The organism is Burkholderia sp. IT-111MI5, from assembly GCF_949752865.1.
GTDB lineage: Bacteria > Pseudomonadota > Gammaproteobacteria > Burkholderiales > Burkholderiaceae > Burkholderia > Burkholderia pyrrocinia_C.
Window position 1 is genome coordinate 211572 of record NZ_CATKIF010000022.1, and the last position, 16465, is coordinate 228036.

The following is a 16465-nucleotide window of genomic DNA, read 5'->3' on the forward strand; positions in this document are numbered from 1 at the left end:
CTACGGCGGCCGGTTGTCGCGGCCGTCGTGTCCGATGGATGTCATGGCCAAACTTCTGAACGATCAAGAATTCCAGCGTTTCTCCGAACTTCAGCAGAAGCAGGCAAGCTTCACGATCACGCCCGAGGAGGCGGACGAGCTGCGCGATATCGTCGCGCGCGCGCAGAAGAAGCGCGACGATCGTGCCGCCGCGATGCAGGCGATCGAGAACTACATCGAGCAGTTCGACATCACGCCCGACGAGCTCTTCTCGCCCGAGCAGATCGGCGACGCGGCCCGCACCTACGGGCTCATCACGGCGACCAAGAAGGAACGCACGCTGCCGCCGTCGATCACGTTCAACGGCAAGCCGTACCAGTGGACCAAGACGCTTCCGGACGACGTGCGCGGCGCGCTGTTCGAAGCATTCACGTCCGGCGAGTCGGTCAAGCGCTTCATCGCGATGCCGAAGGACACCGCGCGTTGCGCGCTGACGATCGCCCGCCTCGAGCGCGAAACCGGTGCCGTCTATGCCGATCCGCACCTCGAGGAACTCGCGATTTCGCGCGACCAGGTGAACGACGCGGCGTCGAAACTCGCTGCCTGAATCTGATCGCGGGCACGGTTCATGCGTGCCCGCACCCGTATGTGACGCCGGCATTGGCCGGCGCCGCGCTCGCGGGTGCCGTGCATCCGCACGCTCCCGAAAAGTCTCACCCTGGTGTCCTGCAAACGCTCACCAACACCTCCCGAAAAAGCTCACCCAAGGCTCCTGGAGACCCTCACCAAAGTCTCCCGAATGTCCTCACCGACATCTCCCGCAGACCCTCACCAACGCGTCCCGGAAAGGCTCACCAGCGTCTCCCGCAGGTGCTCACCGGCCGTTCCCGGGAAGGCTCACCGAACGCCCCCGTATCGGCTCACCACGCTTCCCCGGAAAAGCTCACTCGCGGCTCCCGAAAAGTCTCACCTTTGCGGTGATTCCGAACTGGCGAGGCCGGAACGCGGCTGCGAATGTGCGTGAACGCATCGGGTGAAACGGCTGTGCGGAGCCGATAATGCGGCACACAGCAAACGCCTCCGGGCGCCATGCGTGCGTCGATATCGACGTAGCGAACGAGCCCGATACGTTTGGGCGTTTCGTACAAGATGCCGGCTCGAATGTTTTGCACCTCTGAATGAAAACAGGCGCAACACGGTGAAGGATTGGCGCCATCGACTGCATGCGATCGCGCCGCGCTTCACGCAGCCGACGAACGCTACGGCTGCAACTTCATCCTGAAACCCACGACGCCCGGCTCCTCCGTCGTCGACACCTCAAAACCGCACGACTTCGCGAGCGAGATCATCGCCGAGTTCTCGCGCAGCGCCTCGCCGATCATCCATGCGGTTCCGCGCGAGCGTGCGTAGTCGATGATGCGGTTCATCAGCAGCCGGCCGAGCCCCTTGCCCTTCTGATCGGGCCGCACCGCGATCGCGAACTCCGCCGTCTCGTTGTCGGGATCGGCGACCGCGCGCACGACCGCGAGCGTATGGTCGCGCCCCGACACATCGGTGTACGACACGATGAGGGCCATCTCACGGTCGTAGTCGATCTGCGTCATGCGCGCCACCTGCGAATGATCGAAGCCGCGCACCGCGCCGAAGAAACGCATTCGCAGATCGTCCGGCGTCATCGCGCCGAGCAGTTCGTTATGCGCGGCCTCGTCTTCCGGACGGATCGGACGGATCGTCACCGTCTCGCCGCGCCACTCGAGCGTCTGCTCGAGGTGGCGCGGATACGGCATGATCGCAAGCCGGCTGCGCCCCGTGGCCAGCGTGATGCGCGGCGCGATCACCTGCGCGCGATCGGGCAACACACGCAGCGTGACGGACATCGCGACGACTTCGCGCACGTCGCAGACGACCTGCGACAGCGCCGTCAACGCGTCGAGCGTCGGCTCGACGGGCGTGCGGCGCGCATACGGCGAGCGCTCCATCACCGCGCGGGCGAGCACGGTGTTCAGCGGCGGCAGGCCGTAGACGACGAATGGCGCCGACACGCCGTCCGCAGGCGGCACGGCATAGCGAAACACCGGACCGAAGTTCGAATCGTCGTACATGTCGACCGTGACATCGACGACTCTCGCACCGGCCGGCTCGCCCGCCTGCTCGCCTTGCAGGCCGAAATGGGACAGCCAGCGCAGCGCGGCTTCGCCGGCCAGTTCATGCTGGCCGGCTTCGACCATCCGGCGCGCGTCGGCCTGTGCGGACGCAACGCACTCGGCCGGCTGCAGCGGCGTGCCCTCGGGCGTCTGCATCAGCAGTTGCCGCCCGAGGTTGTAGTCGACGAGACGCGCATACGCGCGCGCGAGCCGCTGCGGTGTCGTGTGTACGGGAATGCCGTTCGCGTGCAGCGCATCGCGCGTCGCCGCGTCGACCGCGCCGAAAAAACACGCGAGGATGCCGCGATGCGCATACTGCCGCGATTCGATCAGCGTGCGCGCAACCGAATCGGCCGGCGCGCTGTGGGACGTCGAATGGACGACGAACAGCGTGCCCGTTTGCGGGAACGGCGCGAGCGCCTTGATCGCCGCGGCGAAGTGCTCGGGGCGCGCGTCGTCGCCCAGCGTCAGCGGATTGCCGGGCGCAGCCAGATGCGGCAGCGCGGCCGACACGGCCGAGGTTGCAGCCGGCGACCAGTCGGACAGCACGTCGCGCACCTCGGCGACCGCATCGACCGCCAGTTTCGCGACGCCCGCATCGCTCGTCACGAGCGTCGCCGCGCCGCGCGCCGTGACACGGCCGACGCCGAGCGTCTCGATCTCGTCGAGCAGATCGTCGAGCGCATCGACGCGCACCATCCCCGCGCGCTGGAACGCCGCCGTATAGAGCGCGTCGCCGGGATCGGCGCGCCCGGTGCGCAACGCGAGCACCGGCTTGTTGCGTGCGGCCGCACGTGCGGCCGACATGAACTTGCGCGCGGCGCGCACGGTATCGAGTTCGAGCAGGATCGCGCGCGTGCCGGGATCGCTCGCCAGATAGTCGAGCACGTCGCCCGCATCGACGTCGGACTCGCTGCCGAGCGCGACGACATGCGAAAAGCCGAGGCCTCGCGCATCGGCCCAGCCGAGCGCCGCGTTCGTCAACGCATTCGATTGCGACACCCACGCGACGCCGCCCGAGCGCGCCGTATAGGCCGGCGCGCCGAAATGCGCATGCCGCGCGGGCGACAGCACGCCGAGGCTGCCCGGCCCGACGATACGGAGCACGAACGGCTTCGCCGCCTTCAGCGTGCGATCGAGTGCGGTGCGATCGGCATCCGTGCGCGCCTCACCGACGATCACCGCGACGCGCGTGCCGAGTTCGCCGAGCTTGCGCACGATGCCGGCCCAGGTCGCGGGCGGCGTGCAGATCACGGCTACCGACGGCGGCGCGGGCAGCCGGTCGACGTCGGAGACGACCGTATGCCCGTTCAGATCGCGATATTTCGGATTGACGGGCCACACGGGCCCGTCGAACGCACCGTCGAGCACGCGCGACCACACCATCGCGCCGATACTGCCCGCGCGCGACGACGCGCCGACGACCGCAACGGACTTGGGCTGGAACAACGCATCGAGATGGCGAACGGTCACATCGGCTCCCTGCGGTAACGAAAGACGGCCCGAGCGGCATGCGGCACGGACAGGCCGCGCGCCGCTCGACGCGAACCCCAAGCATAGGCGAAGCGCATGCGGCTGCCTATATGCCGAACGGCCGACTACCCGACGAACGTCAACGCTCGCACCATCGATCTGCAACACAAGCGCGACGCGACATCGCTGCAAGCCGCAAGCAACATGGCGCAACGCTGCCGCTTCCTCAAAGGTGAGGATTTACAGGAGCCATGGTGAGTATCTTCGGGAATTGCACGGCACAACGCGCAAACACGCGAAAGGTGATGGAAGTCCGCGGCAGGCGGGCACCGCGGAAATGGCGAATGCCAATGCGCATGCACTGCGCAATTGCGCGGTTGTTTACCGGAATTCACCGCGATAAGCAGCCGAATCGCGGCGAATTCGCAAAACGTGATCCGTTAATCGTGCGGCATTGCACTGCAATTCGTCAGCGGGAATCGCACGGCGACGGCACAAAAACAAAACGGTGCGACGGCCGCATGGCCGTTCGCACCGTCGGTCAACGCACGAAAGGTGAGGATTTTCGGGAGTCAGTCCTTGATCAGGAAACGTGCGCGATTCTTGCCGAGCCACGCCGGCGCGCGCCCGCGGCCACTCCAGGTTTCGCCCGTCTTCGGATTCAGGTATTTCGGCGGCAACGTGCGCTTCGGCTTCGAGGTAGCGGCGGCGCCGGTACCTACCGGGCGAAAACCGAGCTCTTCCGGCGTGATGTCGTATTCGTCGATTTTCGCGCGGATATCGGCAATCGCGTCGGCAATCGCCTTTTCGCGTTCCTTGTCGATCTTTTGCTGAAGTCGTTCGAGCTGCGCGGTCAGTTGCCTGTAGGTCGCCATATGGATGGGACTCCGTGAGTGTTATTCGTGAAAAATAGACGACTCCAAGCAAACAGAAAAGCGCTTCGCCCGATCGCGGTCTCCTCGGCCGGTCATTTCGGGATCAATAACCGCTTTTCTTCTTGCATGCGAAGAGAAGATTTCGCACGGTGTCATCAGTCGATTGCTGGATCACTTCGAAATCCCCGTTGCACATGGCCCGGGCATTGTCCGTGCAATTGCTCCAGCCGCTGCCGGTGCATTGCACCTGCGTGGTCGGGCGCCCGTCCGAAGTGAACAGCGGCGCGCTGCCACCGCACCCGCCGAGCCCTGCAACCAGAGCCAACAACCCGGCCACCCGAGGCCACCGACAGACCGACGCAAGCATGTGTTTCATTATTCTTCCCGTCAACCATTTTTTGAATGTCGCGAGTATGCCATGCGCGGCCCTTCCGTCGTCAGTTCGGCGTGCGGCCCGGCTGCCCGCGCGCCTTGTACGGCAAGCTCCGGCGCGGATCGTCGGTGATGCGAACGAACACCTGCTCGACGTCCGGAAGCGCCTCGAGTTCGCGTTGCAGCGCCTGCCGATCGAACGCCGTATCCGCGCATCCTTCGACATAGATGAAACGCCGCTGCACGGTGATCCACAGGCTCGTACCGTGCAGGCGATCGGAGCCTGCGAAGTGCGCCTTCGCGGCATCGGCGATCGGCGCGTCATACATATACGAATTCGGTTTCGTGCAGCGATGCGCGAGCCAGCAGGTGGTACCGCGCTCGGCGCGGTAATGCGCGTCGTCCGTCATCTCGGCGCGGGTCATCCACGGGCCGAGCGGCAGCGGGCATTCGGCCAGGTCCTGCGACAGCGCGACGAACGGGTCGTTGTACCAGTTGCGTCGCGCCTCGGGCGCGTCCGCGTCGCCGGACTGCGCGAGCGCGGAGGTTGCCAGCAACAGGGTCAGCCAACCTGCGATACCGATCCGCTTCATCGTGCTCTCCTGTTCGATGCTTCAACTCCCGCCGCATCGGCGCCGCCGATCGGCCTACCGGTCGATGCCCAGCGCCGCCAGCTTCTTGTACAGCGTCGCGCGGCCGATCCCGATGCGCGCGGCGGCTTCCACGACCTTGCCGTCACAGGCCGCCAGCGCATCGATCAGGAACTGGCGCTCCCACGCCGCCAATGCATCGGCATACGAAGCGACCGGCGCACCGGATGCGCCACCCGCGCCCCGCTCGACCGGCGCTGCGGCAACACGCTGCGCCGGCGATGCGCCGTCCGCCGATATGCGTACCGGCCCGAGGAACGGCGCGAGCGCACGCGCATCGATCACCGAACGGTCCGACAGCATCAGTGCGCGTTCGAGCGTATTGCGCAACTCGCGCACGTTGCCCGGCCACGGATACGCACACAGCATCCGCAGCGCGTCGTCGGTCAGCTCGCAGTGCGCGGCGCGTCCGTGCTGCGCGGCCAGTTCCTCGAGCGTCGCGTACACGAGCGCCGCGATGTCGGACGCCCGCTCGCGCAGCGGCGGTGCGTGGATCGTCAGCACGTTGAGCCGGTAGTAGAGATCCGCGCGAAAACGCCCGGCCTCCACGAGCGCCGGCAGGTCGGCCGACGTCGCGGCGATGATCCGGACGTCCGCGCGCACGATCCGGTTCGAGCCGACCGGCTCGAACTCCTTGTCCTGCAGCACGCGCAGCAGCTTGCCCTGCAACGGCAGCGGCATGTCGCCGATCTCGTCGAGAAACAGCGTGCCGCGATCGGCCAGCTCGAACTTGCCGACGCGCCCCTTGCGGTCGGCGCCCGTGTACGCACCGGGCGCCGCGCCGAAGAATTCGGTTTCGAGCAGCGTGTCGGGAATCGCGGCGACGTTGACGGTCACGAGCGGCTGGAGCGCACGCGCCGAAGCCGCGTGGATCGCGTGCGCGAGCAGCTCCTTGCCGGTGCCCGTCTCGCCGAGCAGCAGCACCGGCGAATCGACCTGCGCGGCCCGCCGCGCCTGGCGCTTGGTTTCGAGGCTCGCGGCACTCGTGCCGACGAAGCTCGCGAACGTGTATTTCGCGCGGCGCGCCTGTGCGAGCGAGCGCTGCGTCGCGATCAGTTGCTGCTGAAGCTGCACGTAGCGGGAAAAGATCGGCGTAAGCGTCTTCAACTGGTCGAACAGCGCGAAGCCGATCGCGCCGACCGTCTCGCCGGCCTCGTTCTTCAGCGGCAGGCGCGTGACGACGAGCGGCTCGCGGCCCGTCTCCATGATGTCGAGCAGGATCGGCTGCCCGGTCGACACGACCTCGCGCATCAGGCTGTTCGGGATCACGGCCTCGCAGTCGAGGCCGACGGCCTGCTGCGGATCGGCGAAACCGAAGCGCGCCGCGTAACGCTCGTTCATCCACACGACGCGCGCGTCGCGATCGACGACCACCGTGCCCGCACTCGAATCCTCGAAGGTCCGGAACAGCGACTCGGCGGCGCGCCGCAGCACGTCGCCGTAGTTGACGGGCAGGCGGGCCCAGTCGTTCATCATCGTGTCTTCGTCTCCATGTATTTTCGACCGGATGTCTCCAAAACGAGACGGATTATCTCACTCCGGAGACACGCCACAACGGCTTGTCCGGGAAAGCCCTGCCCGGTTTCACGGGCTGGCCGGATGGCCAGATCGTCTCCGGATGGAGACGTTTTCTGTAGAATCGTCAGACATGGACCGGCGCGGGCCCGCCGGTCTCCGCCGGACCCATGTCCGGCGGCGCAATCCGGCCGATGGCACGAAACCTGCACGAACCTGAGCCGGTCCGCGGCGCGTCGCGCGATCGAACAACAACCAAAGCCATTAGGAGACTCCCCTTGTCTTTCGTGATCGTCCTCGCCGCGCTGGCGTTCCTGATGTATGCCGCGTATCGCGGCTACAGCGTGATCCTGTTCGCGCCGATCGCCGCGCTCGGCGCGGTGCTCCTGACCGAACCCGCCGCCGTCGCACCGGTCTTCTCCGGCATCTTCATGGAGAAGATGGTCGGCTTCGTCAAACTGTATTTCCCGGTGTTCATGCTCGGCGCGGTGTTCGGCAAGGTGATCGAACTGTCCGGGTTCTCCGAGTCGATCGTCCATGCGGCGATCCGCTACATCGGCCGCTCGCGCGCGAATGCGGTGATCGTCGCGGTGTGCGCGCTGCTCACCTATGGCGGCGTGTCGCTGTTCGTCGTGGTGTTCGCGGTCTATCCGTTCGCGGCCGAACTCTATCGCCAGAGCAACATTCCGAAGCGGCTGATGCCCGGCGCGATCGCGCTCGGCGCGTTCTCGTTCACGATGGATTCGCTGCCCGGCACGCCGCAGATCCAGAACATCATCCCGACCACGTTCTTCAAGACGACCGCGTGGGCCGCACCGGCACTCGGCACGATCGGCTCGCTGTTCATCGTCGTCGTCGGCCTCTCTTATCTGGAATGGCGCCGCCGCTCGGCGATGGCGAAGGGCGAAGGCTACGGCACGTCGCTCGTCAACGAGCCGGAACGCGTCGAGGCGACGTCGCTGCCGCACCCGGCGCTCGCGATCCTGCCGCTGATCCTCGTCGGCGTGTCGAACTTCCTGTTCACAAAGCTGATCCCGCAGTGGTACGGCGCCGCGTCGTACACGGTCGCGCCGGACGTGCTGCCGGGCGTGCACACGCCGGTGACGACGTCGATCAAGACCGTCGTCGCGATCTGGTCGGTCGAGGCGGCGCTGCTGCTCGGCATCGTGCTGGTCGTGCTGACCGCGTTCAATCGCGTCAGCGACCGCTTCGCGGCCGGCTCGAAAGCCGCCGTCGGCGGCGCACTGCTCGCCGCGATGAACACCGCGTCGGAATACGGCTTCGGCGGCGTGATCGCCGCACTGCCGGGCTTCCTGGTCGTCGGCGATGCGCTGAAGAGCATCCCGAACCCGCTCGTCAACGCGGCCGTGTCGGTCAGCTCGCTCGCCGGCATCACGGGCTCGGCGTCGGGCGGCATGAGCATCGCGCTCGCCGCGATGTCGGACCTGTTCATCAAGGGCGCGCAGGCAGCCAACATTCCGATGGACGTGCTGCACCGGGTCGTCGCAATGGCGAGCGGCGGCATGGACACGCTGCCGCACAACGGCGCGGTCATCACGCTGCTCGCAGTCACGGGCCTCACGCACCGCGAGTCGTATCGCGACATCTTCGCGGTCACCGTCATCAAGACGCTCGCGGTGTTCTTCGTGATCGCGGTGTACTACACGACGGGGCTCGTGTAAGTGCCTGCATGAGGCGGCGTTCCGTACGCCGCCTTCCGGCCTGCCGCATCGCCGTGCAGGCCTCCGCAAGCCCGACTGGCCTGTCACGATCGGACCGCATGCGAACCGGAATGGATTCCGGAGTTCGCATCCGGTCCGATTTCATTTCCCCGCTCACCGGAACCGGTCGGCTCCGCACCGCCGCGCGGCTCGCGTGGCGCCCCTCGCCCGTCACTCCCGTCAAGTCGACATCCGGCATCGCCCGCCACCGCCTGCCCATTGTTACCCGCAGCAAAACACTGCGTTGGGCGCGATCGCATTTTTCGCACGCCCGCCCCGGCCTACACTGGTTCCAACGTCGCCCGGCGCTTCGACGAACGAAGCGCGGCGAATCATCGAAATCCTGGAGGTCCCGATCATGAAGCGCCTGATCCAAGCCGTTGCCCTTGCCCTGGCCGTATCGGCCCCGCTCGCCGCGCAAGCGCAGTCGAACCAGCCGCTGACGCGCGCACAGGTTCACGCCGAAGTGAAGGCGCTCAAGCAGGCCGGCTTCCAGTCGAGCGACTGGTTCTATCCGGCCAGCATCGTTTCCGCCGAAGCGAAGATTGCCCGCGAGCACGACGCCGGATACGGCAGCGATCGCGGCGCGTCGTCGGAGTCGGGCCGGTAATCTATCGTCCGGCCCGCTCGACGATGTGCGCGTGCGTCGTTACGCCTTCACGGGCTGGATCAGCTTCGCGCACGCCGCTGCCTGCGGATCGCCCGCGGGCAGTTTCCCGCATACGCCGTCGAACTGCTTCACGACCGACCGGACCGACGCATCGTGCGCGCCGCCGCTGCGCCAGCGGTTCAATTGCGTGACGACCTTCGTCAATGCGCGCAGGTTCGCGCCATAGAACGCGTCCCGGGTCTTGTCGGCCTGCGCGAGCACACTCGCGGCAATCCCTTCGATACGCGCCGAATCGTCCGGCGCCAGTTCGACCGCATTCGCAAAATAGGTCGCGCCCCAGCGCAGCTTCGTCGCCGGCCCGCTCGCCGAGTCGTATGCCTTGCGATACCAGTCGAGCGCCGCGGCCTTGTCGCCGCGTGCCTTCGCATTCGCGGCCAGCCCCGACATGAAGTAATACGGCGTCGACGAACGCGGCAACTCGGCCTTCAGCAATGCATCCGACTCGTCGTACAGCCCCGCGTCGGTCAGCGTGTCCGCGCCTTCGCTGACGAGTGCCTGCCGTTCATACGCATTCGCGGCGCCCTGCACCGACGCGGCAATCTGCTTGCGCGCGGTGTCGGCCAGCGCCGGCGCAGCGAGCGGCGCGCCCTTGCGCGCGTCGCCGCGCGCAAGCAGCACGCGGCCGTGCAGCGCCATCAGCTTGTCGATCGACGACAGCGTGGTGTCGGTCGACAAGCGCGCGAGCGCCGTGTCGTACGCGCCGCGCAATTTCGCGCGCTGCGCGTCGTCGCCGCCGAGATACGCGACCACGCGTGCAGGCGCCGCGACCAGCACGTCGGAATCGGCCCGCGCCAGCGCGGGATCGTGCAGCACCGCGCGCAGCGAATCGGCGAGCGCCGCCTTGTCGAGCGCGCCGGCCTGCGCCGGATCGTCCGACGCGGCGACCACCGCCGACTTCAGCGCGAAACGCGCCGATTCGGCCTTCGCGCCGGCCGCCCGCGCGCGTTGCGCGAGCGACTGCAGCGTCTCGGCGACACGATCGGCCGGCACCGGCAGTGCGCCGTCGGTGTCCCACGAATAGTCGGCCAGCAGGCGCCATTCGTCCGGCGTCAGCGACGCGCCGTTCTTCAGCGCAGTCGCGAGCGTCTGCCGCACCGGATGCGCGGCCGTCATCCCGAGCGACAGCGCCTGCATGTAGCGGTCGAGATCGGCCTCGCCCGGCAGCCGCGTCACTTCGGTGCCGTCGGGGCGGAACAGGATCATCGTCGGATAGCCGTGCACCTTGAAACGCTCGCCGAGCTTCTGCGCGCTTTCGGTATCGCCGTCGAGATACACGGGCACGAAAAACGACGAGCGGGTCTTGAATGCCTGCTGGCTGAAGATGGTCGACTTCACCTGGTTGCACGACGGGCACCACACCGCGCCCCAGTACAGCAGCAGCGGCTTGCCGGTGCGCTTCGCCAGCGCGAATGCGGCATCGACATCGCCGTGCTGCCACGCGATGCCGGGCGGCAGATGCGCGCCTTCGGGCGACGCGCTCGCCACCGCGGCGCCCGAAGGCGCGGCAGCGGCAAACGCCGCTCCCGCGGCGGCGAACAGGCAGGCGGCAGTCAGATTCCGGAGAGCGGTTTTCATCGAGGCAGGTTCCGTTGAAAGAGACGGTTGCGGGAAGATGTGTCGTGCGAAACGATGACCATGAAGCGATGTTCATGAAACGATGAAGCGCACCGACGTGCGGCGAGACGCACGCCGGAATGCGGCGGCGCATGGCACGCGCATCGACGCGAAAAAAGCGCACGCCGGCCGAAGCGACCGGCAAATCGATCAACGATACGACCGGCGCAGCCTGCGGAAAACGAACGAATTCTCGAATGAATATGACGCGCGGCACCGTGGCCGCGCGTTTCGTCACGCCCGCGCCGGCCGGCCGTTCACTGCCGGCCCTTGATCCGCGCCATGTGATACACGGCCGCATGCGCGCCGTCGCGCAATGCATAGCCCGGCGATTCGCCTTCGATCCGGAAACCGTGCTTCTCGTAGAGTGCGATTGCCGCGCGGTTGTCGGTGAACACGGTCAACTGGAGACGCGTGATGTTCAGCCAGTTTTCCGCGAGATCGATCGCGGCCGCGAGCAGCCGGCTGCCGACGCCGCGCCCGTGACGGGCCGCGTCGACCATCATGCCGAGCCCCGCCGCATGGCGCCGGCGCGGATTCGGCTCGGGATGCAGGCCGAGGTGGCCGACCACCGCACCGTCGATTTCGGCGACGAGGCTCACGCCGCGCTCGCGCGCGTTTTCGAGCCGCTGCTGCCATTTCTCGAGCGACGGAAACGGATGCTGCAACGTATTCATGTACACCGCGGGATGGGCGGCGATCTGCCGGATCGCGTCGACGTCGTGCGTCTCGCTGTGCCGGATCTTGATGTCGGTCATGGGTGGGCCGGTCCGAAAAGTCGCGCCGGCGGCGCGGACTGCGCACACGTGCAGCGACGTTTCGAGCTTAGCCGATTTCATGCATTTGAAACATGGGCGACACGTCGTCGCGCGATGCCGTTGTATCTGCAACGACACACGATCACGCCGCAGGCGGCGATTCGGAAAAATATGACCGGTTCCGCACGCGGCGATCGGTAATTCCTTACCCGCTTCCGCCACGCATCGCACCCGGAATAATCGTTGCGCACACAACGTCACGCGCACGACATGCGATGTCATCTCTTCATCACGTCGACGTCATGTCGGCTCCCTAGACTGGGCGCCGCCCAGCCCGGCATGCGCCGGGCCGGTGTGTGCCGACGTCCTGCCCGCGCATCACGAGCGCGCGGCGCGCAGGACCGCGACGACGGCCGATGCATCCGCGACACCGCTCGACGCCACACGTCGCGCGATGCGCGCAGCTCCGCCACGCGCGGCCGACGTACTCGCACGCACACGCGTCGCGGATCGTCCCAGGGGGGACGACGCACGGGCGCATCCAGACGAAGTCACGAACGCTCCCACCATCACAGGATCCGAACGCCATGACGTCACGCCGCAAATTCCTTCAGCAGACCGCCACTTCCGGCCTCGCCGCCGCCGCGCTGTCCGCGTTTCCGCCGAGCATCCGCCGCGCGCTCGCCATTCCCGCATTTCACGAAACGGGGACCATCAAGGACGTCAAGCACGTCGTGCTGCTGATGATGGAGAATCGCGCATTCGACAGCTACTTCGGCACGTTCAAGGGCGTGCGCGGCTACGGCGACCGCTTCGCGGTGCCGTCGCCGAACGGCCGCGACGTGTTCTACCAGACGTACACGAAGGCGACGCCCGCCACGACCTGCACGCCATATCACCTCGACGCGAGCCAGGGCAACGCGCAGCGCGCGGGCGGCACGCCGCACGCGTGGGCCGATGCGCAGGCCGCATGGGATCACGGCCGGATGAACCGCTGGCCCGATGCGAAAACGCCGCTGTCGATGGGCTATTACGACGCGGCGGAAGTGCCGTTCCAGCGCGCGCTCGCCGATGCGTTCACGCTGTGCGACCACTACCACTGCGGGATGCACACCGGCACGATCGCGAACCGCCTGTTCTACTGGAGCGGCACCAACGGCCCGAACGGCATCAGCCCGGCCGACGGCAGCCGCGTAAAGATCGCCGCGCTGAACAACCAGTTCAACGGCGGCAACGACATCGGCCCGTCGAGCCAGGGCTGGACCTGGACGACCTATGCCGACCGGCTGCAGCAAGCCGGCGTGAACTGGAAGGTCTACCAGAGCCTGATCGACAATTTCGGCTGCAACGAGATGATGAGCTTCCGCCACTGGCGCGCGGCGATCGAGCAGATGCCGGCCGCGCGCCGGCCCGCGTACGTCGCGTCGACGGACATCACGCAGCCCGTGACGGCGGCCGGCGCGTTCTACGATCCGGCGATCGACGATCCGCTGAGCCCGCTCGCGAAGGGCTTCGGCAACACGATGCCGTACGGCTTTCTCGAATCATTCCGCGACGACATCCGCAACGGCAAGCTGCCGGAAGTGTCGTGGATCATCCCGCCGTCCGCGTACAGCGAACACCCGGGACCGTCGAGCCCCGCGCAGGGCGGCTGGTACGTGCAGGCCGTGCTCGATGCGCTGACGGCGAACCCGGAGGTGTGGAGCAAGACGGTGCTGCTGGTCAACTTCGACGAGAACGACGGCTTCTTCGACCACATGCCGTCGCCGGCCGTGCCGTCGCGCAACGCCGACGGCACGCTCGCGGGCGGCCATACGCTGCGGGACGCCGACGTCGCCGTCGAATACCACGACTTCACGCCGGCCACGTCGAGCCAGCCGGCGGCGGACGGCCGCCCGTACGGCCCGGGCCCGCGCGTGCCGATGTGGGTCGTGTCGCCGTGGAGCCGCGGCGGCTGGGTCAATTCGCAGGTGTTCGACCATACGTCGACGCTGCTCTTCCTCGAGAAGCGCTTCGGTGTTGCCGAACCGCAGATCAGCGCGTATCGCCGCGCGGTGTGCGGCGACCTGACGAGCGCGTTCAACTTCCGCTCGCCGAACAACGAGCCGCTGCCGACGCTCGCGGGCCATACGACGAAAAGCCAGGTCGACGCGCTGAGCGCCGCGCAGCAGGCCGCGCCGAAGATCGTGCCGCCGGCCGCGCCGGCGCTGCCCGCGCAGGCCACCGGCGTGCGCCCGTCGCGCGCGCTGCCGTACGAGCTGCATGCGAGCGCGCGCACCGATGCCGGCACCGGCACGGTCACGCTGAAGTTCGCGAACACGGGCCGCGCCGCCGCCGTGTTTCACGTCTATGACAAGCTGCACCTCGACCGCCTGCCGCGGCGCTACGTCGTCGAGCCGGGCAAGACACTGCACGGCGACTGGGCCGCGCGCGCCGACAACGGCGGCAAATACGACCTGTGGGTGCTCGGCCCGAACGGCTATCACCGCCGCTTCACCGGCGACCTGAGCCGCCTGGCCGGCGCCCGCGCGCCTCGTCCGGAAGTTCGCGTCGGCTATGCGGGCGCGAGCGGCAACCTCCACCTGCGGCTGCGCAACGACGGCGGCGGCACGGTGCGCTTCACGGTGAAGTCGAACCAGGTCTACGGGCCGCTGCCCGGCCGCGGCGCGAACGACGATCGCGTTCATGGCCACGGCAACGAGGACGGCAACAACCAGGGCCACTATTACGGCAATGGCAACGGCACGGACACCACGTGGACCGTCACGGTGCACGCCGGCGACCAGTCCGAGCTGCACTGGAAGCTCGATTCGACCGGCCACTGGTACGACTTCATCGTCACCGCCGACAGCGACGCGAGCTTCTCGCGCCGCGTGGCCGGCCGCGTCGAAACGGGCCGCCACTCGGTCAGCGACCCGGCGATGGGGCTGGCCGACCGCTTCTGACGCCGCCTCGGCGATGCGGCGACGCGTGTTGCACCGCGTGTCGCCGCCCGCGCCGGCCCGGCCGAGAATGCCGGTCAGGCACCGGCCGCGGCCGCGCGCGATCGGGCTGAAACGCCCGCCCGGCGCGGGTCAAACATCAGAAGGATGTGCGGTACAACCCTCATTTCGCCCCAACGAAAATGCTCCGTGTCGCGGCCCGTTCGCGTTAAACTGCGACAAGCTGTATTCAACAAACGCATCTTCGCCGTTACGGCACCCACGACACGAGGATAGGTTCGATGCGCACAACCGGCTCATCCGGGGCAATGACCCTGCTCACCGAACACGACGCGACCGACGGCCGCCAACTGCGTTCGCTCCGGCTCGAAGCAACCGGCGACGGCAAGAGCGTGCTGCTGATCGAGATCGACGAACGCAAGCCCGGCATCCACCGCGAGGTCCGCTACGAGATCACGCCGGCCGAACTGATCGCGGCGATCCGCTCGCACGGCGCCGAGCTGCCCGGCGAAAACCATGGCGCCGCGTCGCTCGCCCGTACCCCCTCCTGATTTCGCACGGTGAGCCGCGCGCAACGCGCCGGCTCACCGGCATTCCCCTGCCGCCGTCAGGCGCTTTGCGTCATTCCCGCCGCTGTCTTGAAAATGGCCGATAATCGGCCCATCTGCGTTTCCTGCCCACGCATTTCCTTTTCGGCCAGCCGTCATGCTCCTCCGTGACCTCGTCGCCCAGTACGGGCCGCTTCTCGTGTTCGCCAACGTGCTCGCGGCGGCCATCGGCCTGCCGGTGCCCGCGATGCCGACGCTCGTGCTGTTCGGCGCGATGTCCGCGATGCATCCGGCGATGATCGGCTCGCAGCTCGTCACGGTGGTCGCGCTGTCGGTGCTCGGCGCACTGATCGGCGACACCGTCTGGTACGTCGCCGGGCGGCGTTACGGCGGCACGACGCTGAAGACGATCTGCCGGCTGTCGCTGTCGCGCGATACCTGTGTAAGAAAGACCGAGCGCTTCTTCGGCCGCTACGGCGTGCGCGTGCTCGCCGTCGCGCGCTTCATTCCCGGGCTGTCGCTCGTATCGGTGCCGATGGCCGGCGCGCTCGGCACGCGCTATCGCACGTTCGCCGGCTACGACGCGCTCGGCGCCGCGGTCTGGACGATCGTCGGACTGGTGGCCGGAATCGTGTTCTACCGGCAGATCGACTGGCTGTTCGCCGGCGCGAGCCACCTCGGCCGCGCGGTGCTGCTGGTCATCGTCGCGCTGCTGGCGATCTATGCGGCCGTGCGCTGGATGCGCCGCCGCGCGCTGATCCGCCAGCTCGCGAACGCACGGATCGGCGTCGACGAACTCGACCTGCTGCTGCGCGACGCCACCGCACCGGTGGTGCTCGATGTGCGCTCGCCCGAGCACCGCAAGCTCGACCCGTTCACGATTCCCGGTGCGCAGTTCGCCGACGAGCGGCAGATCGGCGACATCGCCGCGCGCTATCCGCTCACGCAGAAGTTCGTCGTGTTCTGCTCGTGTCCGAACGAAGTGACGGCCGCGCTGATGGCGAAGCGCCTGCTCGACGCAGGCTTCACCGATGCGCTCGCGCTGCGCGGCGGCCTCGACGCATGGCGCGATACGGGCCGCCAGCTCACGTCGCTCGCGGAAGAGATGCCCGTCGCGAACGATCCGGTCGCGGGGTTGCACAAGCCGGCCTGATCGCACTGCTCGCAGGCCGGCCGCGCGATGCGGGGGACGTGCGCCCCCTTC

General features: G+C 67.6%; 15 protein-coding genes. 8 read left to right on the forward strand and 7 right to left on the reverse strand.

Annotation, left to right across the window (positions count from 1 at the left end; translation table 11 throughout):
- The first annotated feature begins 34 nt into the window (after positions 1-34).
- The gene (locus tag ACM6JT_RS19295) at positions 35-586 is read left to right on the forward strand and encodes a hypothetical protein (protein WP_034181621.1); all 552 of its coding nucleotides are present in this window, start codon (positions 35-37) and stop codon (positions 584-586) included.
- A 652-nt stretch (positions 587-1238) separates the two neighbouring features.
- Here the strand turns inward: ACM6JT_RS19295 and ACM6JT_RS19300 are convergent.
- Positions 1239-3596, reverse strand: a complete 2358-nt coding sequence (locus ACM6JT_RS19300; protein ID WP_414857075.1) for a GNAT family N-acetyltransferase — start codon at positions 3594-3596, stop codon at positions 1239-1241.
- Between the two features lie 96 nt (positions 3597-3692).
- Between ACM6JT_RS19300 and ACM6JT_RS19305 the strand changes: the two genes are divergently transcribed.
- Positions 3693-3854, forward strand: coding sequence for a hypothetical protein (locus ACM6JT_RS19305; RefSeq protein ID WP_181152217.1), 162 nt, complete (start codon positions 3693-3695; stop codon positions 3852-3854).
- 314 nt (positions 3855-4168) lie between these two features.
- Here the strand turns inward: ACM6JT_RS19305 and ACM6JT_RS19310 are convergent, their stop codons facing one another.
- The 4 genes from ACM6JT_RS19310 to ACM6JT_RS19325 form a co-directional block, all read right to left on the reverse strand.
- Positions 4169-4471: an H-NS family nucleoid-associated regulatory protein gene (locus tag ACM6JT_RS19310; RefSeq protein ID WP_034181619.1), complete on the reverse strand. Its 303-nt coding sequence runs from the start codon at positions 4469-4471 to the stop codon at positions 4169-4171.
- Between the two features lie 103 nt (positions 4472-4574).
- Positions 4575-4847, reverse strand: a complete 273-nt coding sequence (locus ACM6JT_RS19315) for a hypothetical protein (protein WP_081938468.1) — start codon at positions 4845-4847, stop codon at positions 4575-4577.
- Between the two features lie 61 nt (positions 4848-4908).
- The gene (locus ACM6JT_RS19320) at positions 4909-5436 is read right to left on the reverse strand and encodes a BON domain-containing protein (RefSeq protein WP_034181618.1); all 528 of its coding nucleotides are present in this window, start codon (positions 5434-5436) and stop codon (positions 4909-4911) included.
- A gap of 54 nt (positions 5437-5490) precedes the next feature.
- On the reverse strand, positions 5491-6969 hold the full coding sequence (locus tag ACM6JT_RS19325; RefSeq protein WP_034181617.1) for a sigma-54 interaction domain-containing protein: 1479 nt from the start codon (positions 6967-6969) through the stop codon (positions 5491-5493).
- A gap of 317 nt (positions 6970-7286) precedes the next feature.
- Here ACM6JT_RS19325 and ACM6JT_RS19330 point away from each other — a divergent pair, with 317 nt between their 5' ends.
- Entirely contained in the window at positions 7287-8690 is a 1404-nt protein-coding gene (locus ACM6JT_RS19330) for a GntP family permease (RefSeq protein ID WP_034181616.1), read from the forward strand.
- Positions 8691-9087: 397 nt separating this feature from the next.
- Entirely contained in the window at positions 9088-9339 is a 252-nt protein-coding gene (locus ACM6JT_RS19335; RefSeq protein ID WP_105390566.1) for a DUF4148 domain-containing protein, read from the forward strand.
- 39 nt (positions 9340-9378) lie between these two features.
- On the opposite strand, the gene ACM6JT_RS19340 is transcribed toward ACM6JT_RS19335, so the two are convergent.
- Positions 9379-10974, reverse strand: coding sequence for a thioredoxin family protein (locus ACM6JT_RS19340; protein WP_175749620.1), 1596 nt, complete (start codon positions 10972-10974; stop codon positions 9379-9381).
- Between the two features lie 82 nt (positions 10975-11056).
- Here ACM6JT_RS19340 and ACM6JT_RS19345 point away from each other — a divergent pair, with 82 nt between their 5' ends.
- Positions 11057-11287, forward strand: coding sequence for a hypothetical protein (locus ACM6JT_RS19345; RefSeq protein ID WP_105390568.1), 231 nt, complete (start codon positions 11057-11059; stop codon positions 11285-11287).
- Here the strand turns inward: ACM6JT_RS19345 and ACM6JT_RS19350 are convergent.
- Positions 11271-11771: a GNAT family N-acetyltransferase gene (locus ACM6JT_RS19350; RefSeq protein ID WP_414857076.1), complete on the reverse strand. Its 501-nt coding sequence runs from the start codon at positions 11769-11771 to the stop codon at positions 11271-11273. The genes ACM6JT_RS19345 and ACM6JT_RS19350 overlap by 17 nt on opposite strands.
- 587 nt (positions 11772-12358) lie before the next feature.
- On the opposite strand from ACM6JT_RS19350, the gene ACM6JT_RS19355 reads away from it, so the two are divergent.
- From ACM6JT_RS19355 to ACM6JT_RS19365, 3 genes are all read left to right on the forward strand, one after another.
- A complete protein-coding gene (locus ACM6JT_RS19355) occupies positions 12359-14716 on the forward strand; it encodes a phosphocholine-specific phospholipase C (RefSeq protein WP_414857077.1) in 2358 nt (785 codons plus the stop codon).
- A 278-nt stretch (positions 14717-14994) separates the two neighbouring features.
- On the forward strand, positions 14995-15264 hold the full coding sequence (locus tag ACM6JT_RS19360) for a hypothetical protein (protein ID WP_034181610.1): 270 nt from the start codon (positions 14995-14997) through the stop codon (positions 15262-15264).
- A 154-nt stretch (positions 15265-15418) separates the two neighbouring features.
- Complete coding sequence (locus ACM6JT_RS19365; protein ID WP_034181609.1) at positions 15419-16414, forward strand: DedA family protein/thiosulfate sulfurtransferase GlpE; 996 nt, start codon at positions 15419-15421, stop codon at positions 16412-16414.
- Positions 16415-16465 lie beyond the last annotated feature (51 nt).

Coding starts and splice junctions, on each gene's coding strand:
- ACM6JT_RS19295 (WP_034181621.1), top strand. CDS start 35: ATGGATGTCATGGCCAAACTTCTGAACGATCAAGAATTCCAGCGTTTC.
- ACM6JT_RS19305 (WP_181152217.1), top strand. CDS start 3,693: ATGCGGCTGCCTATATGCCGAACGGCCGACTACCCGACGAACGTCAAC.
- ACM6JT_RS19310 (WP_034181619.1), bottom strand. CDS start 4,471: ATGGCGACCTACAGGCAACTGACCGCGCAGCTCGAACGACTTCAGCAA.
- ACM6JT_RS19315 (WP_081938468.1), bottom strand. CDS start 4,847: ATGAAACACATGCTTGCGTCGGTCTGTCGGTGGCCTCGGGTGGCCGGG.
- ACM6JT_RS19320 (WP_034181618.1), bottom strand. CDS start 5,436: ATGAAGCGGATCGGTATCGCAGGTTGGCTGACCCTGTTGCTGGCAACC.
- ACM6JT_RS19325 (WP_034181617.1), bottom strand. CDS start 6,969: ATGATGAACGACTGGGCCCGCCTGCCCGTCAACTACGGCGACGTGCTG.
- ACM6JT_RS19335 (WP_105390566.1), top strand. CDS start 9,088: ATGAAGCGCCTGATCCAAGCCGTTGCCCTTGCCCTGGCCGTATCGGCC.
- ACM6JT_RS19340 (WP_175749620.1), bottom strand. CDS start 10,974: ATGAAAACCGCTCTCCGGAATCTGACTGCCGCCTGCCTGTTCGCCGCC.
- ACM6JT_RS19345 (WP_105390568.1), top strand. CDS start 11,057: ATGAAGCGCACCGACGTGCGGCGAGACGCACGCCGGAATGCGGCGGCG.
- ACM6JT_RS19350 (WP_414857076.1), bottom strand. CDS start 11,771: ATGACCGACATCAAGATCCGGCACAGCGAGACGCACGACGTCGACGCG.
- ACM6JT_RS19355 (WP_414857077.1), top strand. CDS start 12,359: ATGACGTCACGCCGCAAATTCCTTCAGCAGACCGCCACTTCCGGCCTC.
- ACM6JT_RS19360 (WP_034181610.1), top strand. CDS start 14,995: ATGCGCACAACCGGCTCATCCGGGGCAATGACCCTGCTCACCGAACAC.
- ACM6JT_RS19365 (WP_034181609.1), top strand. CDS start 15,419: ATGCTCCTCCGTGACCTCGTCGCCCAGTACGGGCCGCTTCTCGTGTTC.